The following is a 19,268-nucleotide window of genomic DNA, read 5'->3' on the forward strand; positions in this document are numbered from 1 at the left end:
TCTCCGTCAGAGGCCAACGACACCGGGCAGACCTGAGATATCAGGGATTTCGACATAGCCGTAATAGGGATTGGCCGGCTCGTGGCCCCGGTTGACCCAGACCTTGTTCTTGATGCCGAGATCGTGGGCAGACATCAGGTCATAGCGGAAGGAGGACGAGCAATGGAGCACGTCCTGCGGTCCGCAGCCGAGCATGTCGAACATATATTCGAAGGCTTGGAAACGCGGCTTATAGGCATTTGCCTGTTGCGCGGTATAGACCGCATGGAAGGGCGCGCCGAGCTTTTCGACATTCGACATGATCTGCGCATCCATGGCATTGGACAGGATCACCAGCGGAATTTCGCGGGCAACCCTGGCAAGACCTTCGGGTACGTCGCGATGCGGCCCCCAGGTGGGAACACGCTCGTAAACCATTTGCGCTGCTTCGTGGCGAAATTCCACGCCATTGCGCTTGCAAGTCCGTTCGAGCGAATTGTGCACCACCTCGGCATAGGGCTTCCAGGCGCCCATGATCTCATCAAGGCGATAAGCGGCGAAATTCTTGATGAACTCCGCCATGCGCGGCTCGTCAAGCTGATTGCCGTAGAGGTCGCGCGCCGCTTCCGCCATCTGAAAATTGGTCAGCGTGCCGTAGCAATCGAAGGTGATGTATTTCGGACGGAACGTCGTCATCTGCGTATCCTTTAGCGATCGGAACTGGGACCTGTTCACAATCATAGGCTCCGTTTCGCCCATGGCTGCCTGAATTGGCCGCATCGGAAGCAGAATCTATCGTATCGAAAGCGGCGTTTGGCAGAAGGTTGCGCCTCCCCGGGGCGCCGGGGATCTGTTCAATCGTGATCGTGGCCATGCTGCGACGGAAGGTCGAGGCCGAATGTATCGACGAGATCGGCCACCTGAGCCGGGCTGAGGAAACGGGGGTTGAGGTTGCGCAGCAGCAGATAGAGCTTTGCCGTTTCCTCCAGTTCCTCAGTCGCAAACACCGCCGCCTCCAGGCTGTCACCGGCGACAACAGGTCCATGATTGGCCAGAAGCACCGACGAATATCTGCCGGCCAGTCCCCGGATCGCGTCGGCCACTGCCGGATCCCCTGGGCGATAATACGGCACCAACGCGGTCTCGCCGGCGCGCATGAGATAATATGGCGTCATCGGCGGCAGGGCGGCACGCGGATCGATCTCCGGCAGCATGGTCAGCGCCACCGCATGTGTCGAGTGAAGGTGGACGATAGCGCGGGCACTGCCGCGTGTGTCGTAGAGGGCGGTGTGAAGCGGGATTTCCTTGGTCGGCTTGTCGCCCGACAGCAACCGGCCTTCCGCATCGAGCCTGGAGATCCGGGCCGGGTCGAGGAAGCCGAGCGAGGCGTTGGTCGGCGTCACCAGCCAGCCGCCGTCCTCCAGCCGCAACGATATATTGCCGGACGAACCCGGCGTCAGCCCGCGCTCGAACAGCGAGCGACCGTATCGGCAGATTTCCTCACGCAGGCGGGCGTCGGACATGGCAGTTCCTCCGATCTTACGCAGTTGCGCCTTCGATCAGTTCAAAACCGAGATCGATGGCTTGCGGCGGCGCGTTGGCGACGACCAACTCAGCGGCTGTCTGTCCCGTCGCCACGCGCGGCGTCCGGATCGTCGACAGGGGTTGCGGTATTGCCCGGCCGATATCTAGGCCGTTATAGCCGAATATGGCGAGCTGCGAGGGGATAACGATCCCTTGAGAGAGACAGTGAAAATAACCGCCGAGCGCCATGTCGTCGTTGGAAAAATAGACGGCATCGAGATCGGTCGCTCGTGCCAACAGTCGCTCCAGCCCCTTCTTGCCGTTTTCCACTGACGAGGCGCCCGCCAGGATTTCGCGAGCAATGAGCGGAGTTCCGTTGGCGTCGAGAGTTTCGCAAAAGCTCGAAAAACGCTTGCCGGCGCGGGTGTCGCGGTCCAGGTCGTGACCGACATAGCCGATCCTTCGGTAGCCCCGTCTGAGCAGGAAGGCAGCGCTCTCCCGCCCGGCCGCACGATTCGAGAAGCCGACGGCGATATCGAGGGCATCGCCATCCAGATCGAGCAATTCCACGACCCGGCACCCGCTGGCGCGCAACATCTTCACCGTGCCGTCGGTGTGCTCGTACCCCGCCAGCATCACCGCTGCCGGCCGCCAGGCAAGCATCGCGGTTGCTAGCGCCTCCTCCTTGCCCGGATCATAGTCCGTCACCGAAAAGACCGCCTGATAGCGGTTTTCTTCCAGAACGGCGCTCGCTCCACGCAGCACGTCGGAAAATACGATGTTGGACAGCGAGGGAATGACGAAGGCGACAAGACGCGAACCGGTGGAGGCAAGCGTTCCGGCGATCCGGTTCGGGACATAGCCCAGCCGCTCGACGGCGGCCATCACCCGCTCCCGCGTTCTGCCGGAAAACGAACCGTGGTTGCGCAGCACGCGCGACACCGTACTCTCGCCGACTCCGGCCGCTTCCGCGACCTCTGCAAGGGTCACCGTCGCCTGATGTTTGAATTCCATGGTCGCTTTTGAACCCGGCATCTGGAATCTTTGAGGGCGAAGCGATCCTTGGGACGCCTCGCTGCAACATCCATCTTTCATCACTTCCGGCCAGAAGCAAGATATTTTTGGCAGCGCTGCCAATCTGCGGTTGGCAGCGCTGCCAAAAGGGAGTAGGGAAATGGTAGCGCTGCCAAAACTTGGCTGCAGTTGCCGGGGCACGGCTCTTTCAGGACTGGAGAAACTCCCATGACACCGCTTGCCGAAAACTCAGGCTCGACTTTCATCGCGGCCGTCATCGGCCTTGGTTCAATGGGGCTCGGAATGGCCCGGTCGATGAAGCGCGCAGGGCTCGATGTCGTTGGATATGACATCAGGTCGGCGGCGGTGGACCGCTTCATCGCCGACGGCGGACGGGGTGCACAGACCCCGGCCGGCGCGGCAAAGGATGCCGACATCGTCGTCTCCGTCGTCGTCAACGGCGCGCAGACCGAGGCCGTGCTGTTCGGCCCGGAAGGCGTTGCGAGCACGATGAAGCCAGGCGCCGTGTTCATCTCGTCGGCAACCATGGATCCCGCCGTCGCACGCAATCTGGCGCAAAGAGTAGAGGCTCTCGGTCTGCATTATCTCGATGCGCCGATTTCCGGCGGCGCAGCCAAGGCGGCGCTTGGCGAATTGACGATCATGGCATCCGGCTCCAGCCAGGCCTTTGACAGGGCGCGCCCAGGTCTCAACGCCATGGCCGGCAAGGTCTACGAACTCGGCGACGCGGCCGGAACGGGCGCTGCCTTCAAGATGATCAACCAGCTTCTTGCCGGTGTGCACATCGCCGCCGCCTGCGAGGCCATCACCTTTGCCGCCAAGCAGGGCCTCGACCTCGACAAGGTCTATGAGGTTATCACCGCCTCGGCCGGCAATTCGTGGATGTTCGAAAACCGCGTGCCGCATGTGCTGGCCGGAGACTATACGCCGCTCAGCAGCATCGAGATTTTCGTCAAGGATCTCGGTATCGTCCAGGATATGGCGCGCTCCGAACGATATCCGTCACCGCTCGCGGCCGCGGCCCTGCAGATGTATCTGGCCGCCGCAGGCGCCGGCATGGGCCGGGACGACGACTCCTCGCTCGCGCGGCTCTATGCCAAACTTTCCGGCGCTGAATTGCCCGGTTCCAACGAGAAGCCGCAGAGGCTGTAAAAAGGAACGCTAGACATGCCGGTTTTCGCCGCCAACCTGACGATGATGTTCAACGAATGGGCATTCCTCGATCGTTTCGACGCCGCAGCCGATGCCGGCTTTGCCGCCGTCGAATACCTCTTTCCATATGAAGCCACGCCGGAGGCAATTGCCGAGCGGCTTGCCCGCAACAATCTGCAGCAGGCCTTGTTCAACCTGCCGCCGGGCGACTGGGCAGCAGGCGAACGTGGCATTGCCGCCCTTCCCGAACGGTTCGATGCGCTGAAAGCCGATGTCGACAAGGCACTGGACTTTGCGGCAGCGACGGGAGTCGGACGGTTGCACCTGATGGCGGGCATCGCCGACCGTCACGACGGCGACGCCTCCTCCCGTTATCGGCGCTCCGTCACCTATACGGCCGAGCGGCTTGCGGAAAAGGGCATCGATCTCCTGCTCGAGCCGATCAACGGGCGAAACATGCCGGGATATTTCCTCAACGACTTCAACGCAGCCGAACTGCTGATTGCCGAATGCGGCTTGCCGAACCTGAAGCTCCAGTTCGATATCTATCACCGTCAGATCATCCATGGCGACGTCGTCATGGCGTTGCGGCGCCTGCTGCCGATCACCGGCCATATCCAGATTGCCAGCGTGCCGTCACGCAACGAGCCGGATGGGGAGGAACTGAACTATCCCTATCTGTTCGGCGAAATCGACCGCCTGGGCTATGACGGCTTCATCGGCTGCGAATACATCCCGCGCAGCCACACACTGGACGGTCTAGGCTGGTTCAAACCCTTTGCACGGAGCTAGACGATGGCTATTTCACTCGGATCGATCGCTGACGACTATACGGGCGCGTCGGATCTTGCCAACACGCTGACAAAGAATGGCCTGCGCACGGTGCAGACGGTCGGCATCCCGGATCCATCGCTGGCACTGCCCGACGTGGATGCCGTTGTCGTCTCCCTGAAAATCCGCTCGGTCAGGGCCCCAGAGGCCGTGACGGCTGCCACCGAAGCCGAGCGATGGCTGCGCCATCGGGGCGCGGGCCATGTGCTTTACAAAATCTGCTCGACCTTCGATTCCACCGATGCCGGCAATATCGGTCCCGTCACCGAGGCCTTGCGCAATGCTGCGGGCGGCGGCAGCGTGCTGGTTACACCAGCCTTTCCGGAAACCGGCCGCACCGTCTATCTCGGCCATCTCTTCGTCGGCGGCCAACCCTTGAACGAAAGTCCGCTCAAGGATCACCCCCTCAACCCCATGCACGACGCCAACCTCGTGCGGGTTCTCACCCGCCAATCGCGCGGCGCCGTCGGCTTGATCGACCTGGCAGCCGTCGCGGCCGGCCCTGCCGCCGCCAGGGCGAGGCTCGATACGTTGCGCGCGACAGGGGTGACCATGGCTATTGCCGACGCGATTTGCGAGAGGGATCTGGAAACACTCGGCGAGATCGCACTCGAAACGCCGATGTCGACCGGTGCGTCCGGCCTTGGCCTCGGCCTTGCCCGGGCGCTCGTCCGTTCCGGCCGCATATCAGGCGGCGCAGCAGCTGAAGACATCATTCGCCCTGTCGGCGGGTTTTCGGCGATTATTGCCGGCAGCTGTTCGAAAGCAACGCTACGCCAGCTCGAGGTCGCTGAACGGTCGATGCCTGTGCTGCGGCTTGATCCGGAGCGGCTGATATCAGGCCCGGATGAGATCGCCGCGGCGATTTCCTGGGCCGGAGACCGCATCTCCGCCGGTCCCGTGATCGTCGCCGCGAGCGCGGCGCCGGAAACCGTATCCCGGCTGCAATTGCAATATGGGCGGGAGGCTTCCGGCCACGCGATCGAGACGGCGACCTCGGTCATCGCGGCTGAACTGGTTGAAAGAGGCGTGCGGCGCCTGGTGGTCGCTGGTGGCGAAACCTCGGGGGCCGCCGTCGACAGGCTCGCCATCCCGGCATTTCTGATCGGCCCCGAAATTGCCCCCGGCGTGCCGGTGCTGCGGGCGGTCGGCAATCGGCAGGACGACATGCTTCTGGCATTGAAATCAGGAAACTTCGGTGGCGACGACTTCTTTGAGGCAGCGCTGGCGATGATGAGGTAATCCCACCAGCCATGGAGCATCCCGATGGAATATATCGATCGGCTCCAGCATAAGATGCGGCGGTCCGCCGAGGTAAAGCCATAAGATACCGCCTGAACCGCGGCCTTCAGACGATCTGCCCGCCGGGGCTCCGGCAGACTTGCGGGCACGACATGAAGGACGGCCCGATGCAAACTCGTCAGATCGAAATCACTGCATTCAGTCCAGACCATCTGGAAGGCGCCGTTGCGCTCTCCAGACAGGCGGGCTGGCCGCATCGGCGGGAAGACTGGCAGATGGCGCTCGCGTTGAGCGAGGGCGTGGTCGCGATCGAGGACCACAGGGTCGTCGGCACCATCCTCGTCACACCCTACAGGCAAGATTGCGCGACCATCAACATGGTCATCGTCGACGAAACCATGCGCGGCCGTGGCCTCGGCCGCAGGCTGATGGAAGCCGCCTTGCGGATCGCAGGCGACCGGCCGCTGCGGCTGGTCGCGACAACGGTGGGCCTACCGCTCTACGAGAAGCTCGGCTTTCATGAAACCGGGACCGTGCTGCAGCACCAAGGCCTTGTCGGAGAAATCGGCGCGCCGGCCGGCACGAGCGCTGCCACCGCCGACGATCTCCCGGCCATCATTGGGGTGGACCGCCTTGCCTTCGGCGCCGACCGAGAAAAGCTCATCTCCTATCTCGCAAGGATCGGCGAATTCGCCGTCATTCGCCGCGACGGCGGTGTCTCTGGTTTCGCCTGCCTGCGTCCCTTCGGTCGCGGCGAGGTGATCGGACCCGTGGTCGCCGCGGATATCGAAGACGCGCGCAAGCTCATCGAACATCACATCGCCGCACGGGCAGGACGGTTCCTCCGGGTGGATACGACTGCCGAAACCGGACTCTCTCCATGGCTGGTCACGCTGGGGCTCGCCCATGTCGGCGGTGGCATCGTTATGAGAAAGCCATCGGCCGGCGACGTCGCCGCCCGGACCGCTACCAACTTTGCCCTTGCCAGTCAGGCACTCGGCTGATCCGGAGATCCCATGTACAGCAATTCGCTCATCGAACTCGATCGCGCCCATCTCATTCATCCGGTGGCATCCTACCGCAGCCATGAAAAGCATGGCGTACGGGTGCTGGCCTCGGCCAAGGGAGCAACGGTCACCGACGCCTCGGGCAAACAACTGATCGACGGTTTCGCCGGCCTCTGGTGCGTCAATGCCGGTTACGGCCACGAGAGCATTGTCGAGGCGGCGGCCCGGCAGATGCGGGAGCTTCCCTATGCGACCGCCTATTTCGGCCTCGGCTCCGAGCCTGCGATCCGACTCGCCGGAGAGCTTGCCGACCGGGCGCCGGGCGATCTGAACCATGTCTATTTCACGCTCGGCGGCTCAGATGCGGTGGATAGCACGATCCGCTTCATCCGCTACTACTGGAATGCTCGAGGGCGGCCCGAACGCGATCAGTTCATTTCGGTCGAACAGGGCTATCACGGCTCCTCGACGGTGGGCGCGGGCCTCACCGCCTTGCCAGCCTTCCATGCCGGCTTCGGCCTTCCTTTCGACTGGCAGCATAAAATTCCGTCGCATTACGCCTACCGCAATCCAGTCGGCGACAGCCCGCAGGCGATCATTGAGGCCTCGCTCGTGGCACTGAAAAGCAAGGTCGAGGCGATCGGGCCCGAACGCGTCGCCGCCTTCTACGTCGAACCGATCCAGGGTTCGGGGGGCGTGCTTGTGCCGCCGAAAGGCTGGCTCAAGGCGATGCGGGAATTCTGCCGCGAGCACGACATCCTTTTTGTCGCCGATGAGGTGATCACCGGCTTTGGCCGGACCGGGCCGCTTTTTGCCTGCAGTGAGGAAGGGGTCGTGCCTGACCTCATGACAGCCGCCAAGGGCCTCACCTCAGGCTACGTGCCGATGGGCGCCGTTTTCACGGCCGATCACGTTTATGAGACGATTGCCGACGGGGCGGGTGCCAGCGCGATTGGCCATGGCTACACCTATTCGGCCCACCCTGTCAGCGCCGCCGTCGGCCTCGAAGTGTTGAAACTCTACGAAAACGGCCTTCTCGACAATGGAGTCAAGGCCGGGAGGCGGCTGATGCAGGGCCTGGACTCGCTGAGGGATCACCCGCTCGTCGGCGATGTCCGCGGGCGCGGTATGCTTGCTGCCATCGAGCTTGTGGTAGACAAGGTGAACAAGACACCGCTGCCGGCATCGGCCGAACCGGCGCGCCGCATCTTCGATCGCGCCTGGGAAAACGGCCTCGTCATCCGCGCGTTCGGCAATGGTGTGCTTGGTTATGCCCCGCCGCTGTGCTGCACTGAAACGGAGATCGACGCAATCGTCGAGCGCACCCGTATGACGCTCGACGAGACGTTGGAGGACCCGGATGTGCGTCGGGCGCTGCGGGCCTGAGAATATCGCGAAACAGCGAGATTCGGTATTTTGTGCCGCCTCATGGCGCCTTTTCGGAGAATCCGGCGCAGCGCAGGTGACAAACTGAAATCAAGAAAAGACCTGGAACCGGCGGATGCGAGCGTTCCAGACAAGAGCGGGACAACGAGACCGCCGGCGGAACAGAAAATTCTTCTTCGAGAAGCCGCGCTCCGATTGGGGCCGAACACTGGGGAATTCACGTGAGCAAGAGCCTTTCGGAATTCAAATACCTGACCTTCGACGTCGTCGGCACGCTCATCGATTTCGAGGGCGGTCTCAAGACTTGTCTTGCCGAGATCGCGGCCGAAACGGGAAATGAAATCGATGGCGAGCGGGCGCTCAGCCTCTACCGCGAGGTCCGCTACTCCGACGACGCCGACCTCTTTCCCGACGATCTCGTGCGCGTCTATCTCGCGATCGCGCCGAAGCTCGACCTGCCGGCCGATCGCCAATACGGCGAACGACTGCGGGACTCGGCAAAGAGCTGGAAGGGTTTCACCGACAGCGCCACAGCACTGGCAGAGCTCGCAAAAGATTACCGCCTCGTAGCGATGACCAACGCCCGCCGCTGGGCATTCGAATTCTTCCAGAAGGAGCTCGGCAATCCCTTCCACGCGGCCTTCACTGCCGACGATACGGGGACCGAGAAACCCGACCCGGCCTTCTTCGAGCAAGTCTTCGCCTACATCGCTTCGGAAGGGCATTCGAAAGATGAAATCCTGCATGTCGCCCAGAGCCAGTACCACGATATCGGGGTGTCCAGGAAACTCGGCCTGGTCAATTGCTGGATCGAGCGGCGGCATGCCCAGAAGGGCTACGGCGGCACGATCGAGCCGGCCGAGTTCACCGCACCCGACTATCATTTCACGTCGATGGCCGACCTTGCAGAGGCCGTCGCCGCCGCGCGCGCCTGACTTTTAAAGCCGGATCGGGCCCGCCACTAAGGCGGCCCGTCACAGAGGAAAAGGGGAATGAGATGAACAACAAGATCACCAATTGGACCAGATCCGACGACGCCATGATCGAAACCGCCATCCGTCGTGGCGCAACCCGTCGCGAATTGCTGCATATGATGCTTGCGGGCGGCGTTGCCATGTCGGCCGGCGGGCTTGTGCTCGGCCGCGCCGGCAAGGCGCTCGCTGCGACGCCCGTTGCCGGCGGAGCACTCAAGGCGGCCGGCTGGTCGTCGTCGACGGCTGATACACTCGACCCAGCAAAGGCGTCGCTCTCTACCGACTATGTCCGCTGCTGCTCCTTCTATAACCGCCTCACCTTCCTCGACAAGAGCGGTACGCCGCAGATGGAGCTTGCCGAGGCGATCGAATCCAAGGACGCCAAGACCTGGACCGTCAAGCTGAAGAAGGGCGTCACTTTCCATGACGGCAAACCGCTGACGGCTGAAGACGTCGTCTTCTCGCTGAAGCGCCATCTCGACCCGTCCGTCGGTTCGAAGGTTGCCAAGATCGCCGCCCAGATGACCAGCTTCAAGGCTATCGACAAGCAGACCGTCGAGATCACGCTTGCCGATCCGAATGCCGACCTGCCGACCATCCTGTCGATGCACCACTTCATGATCGTTGCCGACGGGACGACCGATTTCACCAAGGCCAACGGCACCGGCGCTTTCGTCAGGGAAGTCTTCGAGCCGGGCGTTCGTTCCGTCGGGATCAAGAACAAGAACTACTGGAAATCCGGCCCCAACGTCGATTCCTTCGAATATTTCGCCATCAGCGACGACAATGCCCGCGTCAACGCCCTGCTATCAGGCGATATCCACCTCGCAGCCTCGATCAATCCACGCTCGATGCGCCTTGTCGAAGCCCAGGGTGACGGCTTCACCTTGTCGAAGACGACGTCCGGCAACTACACCAACCTCAACATGCGGCTGGACATGAATCCCGGCAACAAGCGGGACTTCATCGAGGGCATGAAGTATCTCGTCAACCGCGAACAGATCGTCAAATCGGCGCTTCGTGGCCTCGGTGAGATCGGCAACGACCAGCCGGTTTCCCCCGTCAACTATTACCGCAACGCCGATCTGAAGCCGCGCGCCTTCGATCCGGACAAGGCGAAATTCCACTTCGACAAGGCTGGCGTGCTCGGTCAATCCATTCCCGTGATCGCCTCCGAGGCGGCAAACTCGTCGATCGACATGGCGATGATCATTCAGGCGTCAGGCGCCGAGATCGGCCTCAAGCTCGATGTCCAGCGGGTTCCCTCCGACGGTTACTGGGACAATTATTGGCTCAAGGCGCCGATCCATTTCGGCAATATCAATCCACGTCCTACCCCCGACATCCTGTTCTCGCTGCTTTATTCCTCGCAGGCTCCCTGGAATGAGAGCCAGTACAAGTCGGAAAAGTTCGACAAGATGCTGATCGAAGCACGCGGGTCGCTCGACCAGGAAAAGCGCAAGGCAATCTATGACGAGATGCAGGCGATGATTGCCAATGAAGCCGGCACGATCATTCCGGCTTATCTCTCGAATGTCGACGCCACCACTGCCAAACTCAAGGGTCTGGAGCCCAACCCGCTCGGCGGCCAGATGGGATATGCCTTTGCCGAATACGTCTGGCTTGAAGCCTGATAGATTAAAGAACCGGGGCTGCGGCCCAGCCCCGGTTCTTTCGAAACCGACCGAGACGAAAGGGGAGCCACCCGTGAACAACCAGGTCTTATCCCTTGTGCTGAGCAGATTGTTCGTCGCCGTGATCACACTGCTGATCGTCTCTTTCGCGGTCTTCTTCGCAACAACGCTCCTGCCGGGCGATACGGCGACGATCCTGCTCGGTCAGGCCGCCACGCCGGAAGCCGTCGAAGGGCTGCGCAAGGCCATGCATCTCGACGAGCCGGCCCTCTTTCGTTTCCTGCGCTGGATCGTCGGTCTATTGCAGGGCGACCTCGGCACGTCCTATGCCAACGAAATGCCGGTCGCAGCCCTGATTGCCGGCCGCTTCATTAATACGCTGAAACTTGCCGGCGTCACCGCGCTGTTCTCCGTGCCGATTGCGCTGACACTCGGGATCACCGCGGCAATGCTGCGCGGCACTCTTTACGACCGGATCGTCACCGTAATCACCATCGGTGTCATCTCGGTGCCGGAATTCATGGTCGCGACCTCCGCCGCGCTCATCTTCGCCGTCTACCTGAAATGGCTGCCGGCGCTCTCCCTGGCCAACGAGGTCCACAGTCTGAGCGACCTGTTGCGCGTCTATGCCATGCCGGTGATCACGCTCACTTTCGTCGTCTCGGCCCAGATGATCCGGATGACGCGTGCAGCGGTGATCGAGACGCTCAACACGCCCTATGTCGAGATGGCGTTGCTCAAGGGCGCCTCCCGGCCGCGCATCGTCTTTCGCCATGCGCTGCCGAATGCTCTCGGCCCGATCGTCAATGCTGTCGCGCTGTCGCTCTCCTATCTGCTCGGGGGTGTCATCATCGTCGAGACCATCTTCAACTACCCCGGTATCGCCAAGCTGATGCTGGACGCCGTAGCCACCCGCGACCTGCCGCTGATCCAGAGCTGCGCGATGATCTTCTGTCTTGGCTATCTGCTGCTGATCACCATCGCCGATATCATCGCCATTCTTTCCAATCCGAGGCTCCGATGACCATGACCAGCTCCGAGACCACTTCCGCCCGGCTGTCCGGAACCCGGCTTGGTTATCGCTTCAACCTCATCGGAGCGATCGGCCTGACCGTCATCCTCGCTTGGGCGCTCGTCGCGATCTTCGCGCCATTGATTATCCCTTATCCCATCGGCGAAATTGTCGATCTCGATTATTTCGGCCCGATGAGCCGGGAGCTCTGGCTGGGCTCTGATTATCTCGGCCGCGATATGCTGTCGCGGATTCTGATGGGCGCGCGTTATACGGTCGGCATCTCGCTCGCGGCGGTAACGATCGCCTGCTTCAGCGGTGTGGTGCTCGGCATGATCGCGGCGGTCGCCGGCGGTTGGCTCGACACGATCCTCAGCCGCTTCCTCGACGCCATGAATTCCATTCCGAGCAAGCTTTTCGGTCTGGTGGTGGTCGCCGCGGTCGGCTCTTCGATCCCGGTTCTGATCCTGACGCTGTCGGTGATCTACATCCCTGGCTCCTACCGCTTCGCCCGGGCGCTCGCCGTCAACATCAATACCATGGATTTCATCACCGTCGCGCGCATCCGCGGTGAAAGCACCCTCTATCTCATTCGCTCGGAAATCCTGCCCAATATCGTCGGGCCGGTGCTTGCCGATCTCGGCATTCGTTTCGTCTTCATTGTTCTGCTGCTGTCGGGACTGTCCTTCCTGGGCCTCGGCGTCCAGCCGCCCTATGCCGACTGGGGTGCGCTCGTGCGCGAGAATATCGGTGGCCTGCCATTCGGCGCGCCGGCGGTGATGTTCCCCTCACTTGCCATCGCCAGCCTCACGATCAGCGTCAATCTGCTGATCGACAACCTGCCGCAGAAGATTCGCGACCGGAGCCCGTCATGAGCAATTTCATCGAAATTCGTGACCTGAAGGTCGAGGCCACCACCGATTCCGGCCGACGCGTCGAGATCATCAAGGGTGTCAGTCTTGATATTGCCGAGGGCGAGATCGTCGCGCTGATCGGTGAGAGCGGCTCGGGGAAGACGACCATCGCCCTGACGCTCATGGGCCATACCCGCGCGGGCTGCCGCATCTCCGGCGGCAGCGTTTCGGTCGGTGGCAAGGACATGGTCACCCTCAGCGAGAAGCAGCGCGCCAAGGTGCGCGGCACGCAAGTCGCCTATGTGCCGCAATCGGCCGCCGCTGCCTTCAACCCGGCCACATCGATCATGGACCAGGTGATCGAGGTTACCCGCATTCATCAGCTGATGTCGCCGGAAGATGCGCGTGCCCGGGCTATCGAGCTCTTTCGGGCGCTTTCCCTACCGGAACCGGAGACGATCGGCAGCCGGTACCCGCACCAGGTTTCCGGCGGCCAGTTGCAGCGCCTTGCAGCCGCCATGGCGCTGATCGGCGATCCCACTCTGGTCATCTTCGACGAGCCGACAACGGCGCTCGACGTGACGACCCAGATCGAAGTTCTGCGCGCTTTCAAATCGGTGATGAAAAAAGGCGGCATATCGGGCGTCTATGTCTCGCACGACCTTGCCGTCGTCGCCCAGATCGCCGACCGCATCGTCGTTCTCAAAGGCGGAGAAACCCAGGAAACCGGCACCACCGAAGAGATTCTGAACGATCCAAAGCATCCCTATACCAGAGAACTGCTTGCAGCCTTCGAGCCGAAATCGCGCGGCACGGCGGGCGCAATAGAGGCCGCGACGGCGCCGCTTCTGACGATCGAAAATCTCGTCGCTGGGTACGGACAGCGCCAAGCCGACGGCCTTCCCCTGGTTCGCGCAGTCGAGCATGTGAGCCTGACGGTGGAAAAAGGGCGCAACCTCGGCATCATCGGAGAATCCGGTTGTGGTAAGTCGACGCTCGCCCGCACCATTGCCGGCATCCTGCCGGCAGCCGTCGGCAAGATCATCTTCGACGGCACGGAACTGCGCCGCAGCGCTCGCGAGCGCTCACGTGATCAGTTGCGCGAGATGCAGATCGTCTTCCAATATGCCGATACGGCGCTCAATCCGGCAAAATCCGTCGAGGACATCCTCGCCAGGCCGCTGGTTTTTTACCATCGCATGGATCGACAGGCGCGAAATGCCCGGATCGACGAACTCCTCGACATGGTGCGCCTTCCCCGCAACCTGCGCCACCGCAGGCCGGGGGAACTCTCGGGCGGGCAAAAGCAGCGCGTCAACTTCGCCCGGGCGCTCGCCGCCGATCCGAAGCTGATCCTCTGCGACGAGATCACCTCGGCGCTCGACACCGTGGTCGCTGCCGCCGTGATCGATCTCCTCAAGGAACTGCAGCGGGAACTCGGCCTCTCCTACATCTTCATCAGCCACGATCTGTCGGTGGTGGAAGCGATCTGCGACGAGATCGTCGTCATGTATGGCGGCCGAAAGATCGAAGAAATCAGCCCCGCGAAGGTGAAGGCGCCGCAGCATCCCTATTCGCAACTGCTCTTCTCGTCGGTGCCGACGCTTGATCCGGCCTGGCTCGACGAGCTCCAGCAGGATCCGGAACTAGTGCGGGCCTATTGCCGGCACTGAGGGCCGGTCCCACGCGCATTTCCTGGCTCAGTTTTTGCCCCAAGAATCATGCCGTCGTTCTATGCGCGACTGATCCACCCTTTTAAATCAAAGCAAGGCGCTAGCCAAATCGAGCGCACGCCGGGTCGGGTCGTGCTGGAAAGCCTCGACTCGACTGCAGAACCCCAGCAAGTGGCAGCCAACATGGCTTTGGAAGGCAGGGATGAGATTTTGTCGCAAGTCCTTCCAACCATTGAAAGGCTTCTATTTATGGGGGGAACGACCTGCGACACAGGGAACCGATATGCACGCAGGATGAGAGACGCAAAACCGCTGTGCCGTTTTGCTTGAATAGCCCTAATGCGGGAACAAGGTCGTCAGTGGCATGTGCGCCTTGACGATCGGTGATTTCAGGACGACGAAGCTGAAATATTTGTCGATGCCGACGTCCATGTCAGTGAGCCGCTCCATGATCGTCTGGTATTCGTCTATTCCGGCGGTGACGAATTTCAGCAGATAGTCGTAGCCGCCCGAAACCAGATGGCATTCGATCACCTGGTCGACCTTCTCGATCGCTGCGAGGAACCGGGCGAAGTCGATCTGCCGATGGTTTTTCAGGGTGATTTCGGTGAACACGGTCAGTGTCCGCCCGAGTTTGCTGACGTTGATCTGAGCCGAATAACCTTCGATGTAACCTTCGGACTGCAGCTTCTTCACCCGCATCAGGCAGGGGCTCGGCGACAGATTGACCAGCTCGGCGAGCTCCACATTGGTGACGCGGCCATTCTTCTGCAGTTCGTAGAGAATTTTTATGTCGATCCGGTCGAGTTTCATCATCACACGCGCCTTCGCTTGCTCGAGATCGCCAACGGCGCAGCAGATTATGCTGCAGCCTCTCCAACGTCGAGCTTAACACATCACAAAGGGGTGTCGACCGGATTGCGGGACATGCCGAAGCACAAATGGCTGCCGGCCGGCCCGCAAGACGGAATCTTCTGCTGCCGTGGGATGAACTCCGGCAAAGGCGTGGCGGTGAATCCGTTAGACTGGCCTGAAACGGAGACCATGCCATGCCCGCACCATTGACGCGCGTCGACACTACACCGCAGCTACCCGCTGCCGCCGATGCGGTCGTGATCGGCGGCGGCATCGTCGGCGTCTTCGCCGCCTATTATCTGGCCAAACGTGGATTGAAGGTCGCCCTCGTCGAGAAAGGCCTTGTCGGGGCAGAACAATCGAGCCGCAACTGGGGCTGGTGCCGGCAGCAGAACCGCGATGCTCGTGAATTGCCGATCTCGACCAAGAGCCTCGATCTGTGGGAGCGCTTCGCCATCGAAACAGGCGAGGACACCGGCTTCCGCCGCTGCGGCCTCTTCTATCTCAGCAATAGCGAGGAAGAACTTTCAGGCTGGGCCCGCTGGCGCGATTTCGCCCGATCGGTCGGTGTCACAACCCATATGTTGAGTGGCGCGGAGGCAACCGAACGCGGGCGGGCCACCGGCGCCGTATGGAAAGGCGGGGTCTTTTCGCCGACCGACGGCACCGCCGATCCTGGAAGAGCCGCGCCTGCCGTCGCGCGTGCGATCCTGAAGCTCGGCGGCACGGTGCATCAATCCTGTGCGGCCCGCGGCGTCGACATTGAAGGCGGCAGGGTTTCAGGCGTCGTCACCGAGCACGGCACCATCGGGACAAAGATCGCGATCCTGGCCGGCGGCGCCTGGGCCTCGTCCTTCTGCCGCCAGCTCGGCATTCGATTTCCGCAAGCTTCGATCCGCTCGTCGATCCTGTCGGTTTCGCCGGGTGCACTCGGCCTGCCGGATGCGCTGCATACATCAGCGGTATCAGTGACACGCCGCGGCGACGGCGGCTACACGCTGGCGATCAGCGGCCGCGGCCGCGTCGACCCAACCGCGCAGCAGCTCCGTTTCGCGCCGCAGTTCCTGCCGATGTTCGCCCGGCGCTGGCGCAGCCTCGCACCCGGCGGACTGGAAGGAATTCGCTCAGGGCACGAATCTCTGGCGCGATGGCGGCTCGACAGGCCGACGCCGATGGAGCGGATGCGCATCCTCGACCCGGCCATCGACAAGACCACCATCGCTCTCACGCATTCACGGGCGCTCCAGCTGCTGCCCGCCTTGAAGAACGCCGAAATCAACGCGGCCTGGGCGGGCTATATCGACAGCACGCCAGATGGCGTGCCGGGGATCGGCGAGATCGCTACCCTTCCGGGCTTCATCCTCGCTGCGGGCTTCAGCGGCCACGGCTTCGGCATCGGACCCGGCGCCGGTCATCTGATTGCCGATATCGTCACCGGCAATGAGCCGATCGTCGATCCCAGGCCCTATCATCCCAACCGCTTCGCGGAATCCGCCTGGGGCAAGGTCGCTGACTTCTAGACAATGTCGCACGAAGCCGCGAAGGACACTCAGGAGGCGGCCGCCATTCGCGGGCTCACGGCGGTGGAAGGCTTGCGGCCGTCGGCGGTCTGAAATCGGGAAATCCTTTCGTTCAGCAGTTCCACCTGCTGCCGAAGCCTGTGAATTTCGGCGGTGTTTTCCTCCACCATGGCGGCATTGTGCTGAGTGATATGCTCGATGTCGCGAACCGCGCTGTTGACCTCGTCGATCCCTTTGTACTGCGTGCTGGTGGCGGTCGAGATGACCTGCACCAGCCCGTTGATCGAGGTGAAATGCTCTATGATCACGGAAAGCGCCTCCCCAGTCTCCTCCACGAGCCTGACGCCCGCGCCAACCTGCGACGCGCTGTTGGAAATGAGATCCTTGATTTCGCGGGCGGCCTTGGCGCAACGCTGTGCAAGCTCGCGCACCTCCTGTGCGACGACGGCAAAACCCCTGCCCGCCTCTCCTGCCCGCGCCGCCTCGACGCCGGCATTGAGTGCGAGAAGATTGGTCTGGAAGGCAATCTCGTCGATCACGCCGATAATGCTGGAGACCTTGTCCGACGAACGATTGATCGCGTCCATCGCGTCAACGGCCTTGGCGACGACAGCCGCGGAATGCTCCGCCTGCCGATGCGCCTCCGCGACGGAAACCGATGTCTGGTGCGCGTTTTCCGCTGTCGTGCGAACGCTGGCTGTGAGTTCGCCAAGCACGCGTGAACTGTCTTCGAGAGCGGCCGCCTGTTGTTCCGTGCGCCGCGCCAAATCGTCGGCCGCACCCGAAAGATTGGTGCTGCCCTCGGCGATTTCGTAGGTGGTGTTGCGGACCTCGGCGAGCGTGCGGCGAAGCGCATCGATCGCCTGGTTGTAGGTCCTGGCCATCGCAACATAATCGGCGGCCAGTTCCTCGCTCATCACGGCTGCGAGATTGCCGTCGGCGAGTTTGCCGAGCATGTCGGACAAGGCGTCCAGAGCCTCGCTCTGCTCGGCCTCGATGCGCGCCTGCTCGGCTGCGCGGCGGGCCTGCTCGTGTTCGTCCCGCGCCCTGTTAGCCTCAGCCACCTCTTCGAGCCTGGTCTTTTCAAGCGCCTGGTCGCGGAACACGGTCACGGACCGGATCATATCACCGATTTCGTCGCCGCGCTTGCCGTCGCCGATCGGAACGTCGAGATCGCCGGCGGCAAGTCTCGTCATCGTCTGGGTGATCCGCTTCAGCGGTCCGCGCAGCGTTTCGATCAGCATCAGGCCGCCGATGATCGCAAGCACCGTGCCCGCGATCATTGCCGAGAGCGACATGGTGGCCGAGCGCTGGCTGATGTCCTTGCCGCTTTCCTGCGCCGTGCTGACGAATTGCTCCAGAGTATGGCTTGCCGATGCCACGAGTTCGGTCGCCGTCCCCCTCTCTGCCCGCCACCGATCTGCGACCGATATCAGCAGCGACGTGTCCTTCTCGATCGTGGCGAGGGATGGCTCTATCTTCTTCGCAAGTTCCTGCAAGGCGGCGTTTTTGCCGCTCAAGGGCACGAGCTGTCCAGCGCTTTCGCGCAGCCCCTTGAGATCGGCGAGAACGGCGTCCCGCGCTTCGGCATCGACCCGTCTGTTCAATTCACTCAGGTGCAGGCGCAGATCGTCGATCGATTTGAACGCGGCACTGACGATCGCCACCATGGAGCGCAGCGTGCCGATATTCGCATCCATGCCGACAAAACGCTCGATAGCGGTATCCGCATTTCCTGAGGCGAGCTTTACGAACTTCTCTTCAAAGCCCTGCAGATCCTGGTCGACGGGAGCATAGCCCACAAGCGTCAGGTTGGCGCTGTCCTTGGCCATCGCGGCGAGTTTGTCCAATACCGGCTTCAGCGCGGCAATCTGGCTTTGAGCCTTGTCGGAAGCGACTGCGGCGCTCCCGCCGACCTCCTTGACGAGCGGCGGCAGAAGGCTGCCAAGAGCGCCGGCGACATCCGCGGGGGCAGCCGCCTGCGCGGTCGCCTTGCGCAATTTCACAATGCGCTGGGCGATGTTCTTGTAGGCGGAGGCATCGAGGAGAAGCGCCCGGACGAAGGCTTCCTTTCCGTTCGCCTGATCCTGAAGGACGTCGAGCTGCTTGCGGGCGGTCTGGCTCTCCTTGAAAAGCTGCGCCACGGCCGCATCGATCGCCTGTTCGGTATTCGTCCGCTCCTGAGCCACGGCCCAAAGCGCGTCCGCACTACCCTGCATCCTGCCGCCGAGGTCGCGCACCGCCGAGATCTGCTGCTTCTGGGACGGATCGATCAACATCGCATCGAGCGTCGTAGCGCCTTTCTCCTGATCGGAGATGCTGGCGATCAGCCGGTCGCGCGTGGCCGCCGTCGGAAGATCGGTAAAGGCCGTCAGCGAGGATCGCAGCTGCTGGAAACTGGAAAGCGCGTCGATCGTCTGCCGCGTCAGGGTCATCTGGCCCTTGAGCGTGCCGGCGGTGAAATAGCCGAAAAGCCCGATGCCCGCTATGAGGACGATCAGAGGGACGACGAAGAAGAGAACCTTCGTCACGATCCGCATGCGCTGCAACAGTCGATCAATCAACGACATGAAATGTTCGCCCCTGCCCA

16 protein-coding genes are annotated in these 19,268 nt (G+C 62.2%); 11 read left to right on the plus strand and 5 right to left on the minus strand.

The features are described from left to right. Positions 1-6: 6 nt before the first annotated feature. The 3 genes from HJC00_RS28490 to HJC00_RS28500 form a co-directional block, all read right to left on the minus strand. Positions 7-675, minus strand: coding sequence for a haloacid dehalogenase type II (locus tag HJC00_RS28490; RefSeq protein ID WP_221164999.1), 669 nt, complete (start codon positions 673-675; stop codon positions 7-9). Positions 676-833: 158 nt separating this feature from the next. Continuing rightward, positions 834-1,502 carry an aldolase gene (locus HJC00_RS28495; RefSeq protein ID WP_210631772.1) on the minus strand — a complete coding sequence of 223 codons (669 nt, stop codon included), beginning with the start codon at positions 1,500-1,502 and terminating at the stop codon, positions 834-836. 16 nt (positions 1,503-1,518) lie between these two features. Further along, a complete protein-coding gene (locus HJC00_RS28500) occupies positions 1,519-2,517 on the minus strand; it encodes a LacI family DNA-binding transcriptional regulator (protein ID WP_221155947.1) in 999 nt (332 codons plus the stop codon). 228 nt (positions 2,518-2,745) lie between these two features. On the opposite strand from HJC00_RS28500, the gene ltnD reads away from it, so the two are divergent. The 10 genes from ltnD (at position 2,746) to HJC00_RS28550 (ending at position 14,303) form a co-directional block, all read left to right on the plus strand. Further along, entirely contained in the window at positions 2,746-3,690 is a 945-nt protein-coding gene (gene ltnD / locus HJC00_RS28505) for an L-threonate dehydrogenase (RefSeq protein WP_221165000.1), read from the plus strand. A 15-nt stretch (positions 3,691-3,705) separates the two neighbouring features. Further along, positions 3,706-4,482 carry a 2-oxo-tetronate isomerase gene (gene otnI, locus HJC00_RS28510; RefSeq protein WP_210631770.1) on the plus strand — a complete coding sequence of 259 codons (777 nt, stop codon included), beginning with the start codon at positions 3,706-3,708 and terminating at the stop codon, positions 4,480-4,482. A gap of 3 nt (positions 4,483-4,485) precedes the next feature. Next, positions 4,486-5,763, plus strand: a complete 1,278-nt coding sequence (gene otnK, locus HJC00_RS28515) for a 3-oxo-tetronate kinase (RefSeq protein WP_221165001.1) — start codon at positions 4,486-4,488, stop codon at positions 5,761-5,763. A gap of 167 nt (positions 5,764-5,930) precedes the next feature. Then, entirely contained in the window at positions 5,931-6,767 is an 837-nt protein-coding gene (locus HJC00_RS28520; protein ID WP_221165002.1) for a GNAT family N-acetyltransferase, read from the plus strand. A gap of 12 nt (positions 6,768-6,779) precedes the next feature. Continuing rightward, positions 6,780-8,156 carry an aspartate aminotransferase family protein gene (locus tag HJC00_RS28525; protein WP_221165003.1) on the plus strand — a complete coding sequence of 459 codons (1,377 nt, stop codon included), beginning with the start codon at positions 6,780-6,782 and terminating at the stop codon, positions 8,154-8,156. A gap of 221 nt (positions 8,157-8,377) precedes the next feature. Further along, a complete protein-coding gene (locus HJC00_RS28530; protein ID WP_210631766.1) occupies positions 8,378-9,091 on the plus strand; it encodes an HAD-IA family hydrolase in 714 nt (237 codons plus the stop codon). 62 nt (positions 9,092-9,153) lie between these two features. After that, a complete protein-coding gene (locus HJC00_RS28535; protein WP_221155932.1) occupies positions 9,154-10,764 on the plus strand; it encodes an ABC transporter substrate-binding protein in 1,611 nt (536 codons plus the stop codon). A 73-nt stretch (positions 10,765-10,837) separates the two neighbouring features. Continuing rightward, entirely contained in the window at positions 10,838-11,788 is a 951-nt protein-coding gene (locus HJC00_RS28540; RefSeq protein WP_221165004.1) for an ABC transporter permease, read from the plus strand. Then, positions 11,785-12,651, plus strand: a complete 867-nt coding sequence (locus HJC00_RS28545; RefSeq protein WP_221165005.1) for an ABC transporter permease — start codon at positions 11,785-11,787, stop codon at positions 12,649-12,651. The genes HJC00_RS28540 and HJC00_RS28545 overlap by 4 nt, the downstream gene beginning before the upstream one ends. Then, positions 12,648-14,303: an ABC transporter ATP-binding protein gene (locus HJC00_RS28550; protein WP_210631762.1), complete on the plus strand. Its 1,656-nt coding sequence runs from the start codon at positions 12,648-12,650 to the stop codon at positions 14,301-14,303. Before HJC00_RS28545 ends, HJC00_RS28550 begins: the two co-directional genes overlap by 4 nt. 336 nt (positions 14,304-14,639) lie before the next feature. Here HJC00_RS28550 and HJC00_RS28555 read toward each other — a convergent pair whose 3' ends face one another. After that, entirely contained in the window at positions 14,640-15,116 is a 477-nt protein-coding gene (locus HJC00_RS28555; protein WP_210632195.1) for an Lrp/AsnC family transcriptional regulator, read from the minus strand. Positions 15,117-15,352: 236 nt separating this feature from the next. On the opposite strand from HJC00_RS28555, the gene HJC00_RS28560 reads away from it, so the two are divergent. Beyond that, entirely contained in the window at positions 15,353-16,678 is a 1,326-nt protein-coding gene (locus tag HJC00_RS28560; protein WP_221098914.1) for an FAD-binding oxidoreductase, read from the plus strand. A 29-nt stretch (positions 16,679-16,707) separates the two neighbouring features. Here the strand turns inward: HJC00_RS28560 and HJC00_RS28565 are convergent, their stop codons facing one another. Continuing rightward, entirely contained in the window at positions 16,708-19,248 is a 2,541-nt protein-coding gene (locus HJC00_RS28565; RefSeq protein ID WP_221165014.1) for a methyl-accepting chemotaxis protein, read from the minus strand. Positions 19,249-19,268 lie beyond the last annotated feature (20 nt).

The sequence above is a fragment of the Rhizobium sp. NLR22b genome (genome assembly GCF_019685295.1).
Classification (GTDB): Bacteria; Pseudomonadota; Alphaproteobacteria; order Rhizobiales; family Rhizobiaceae; genus Rhizobium.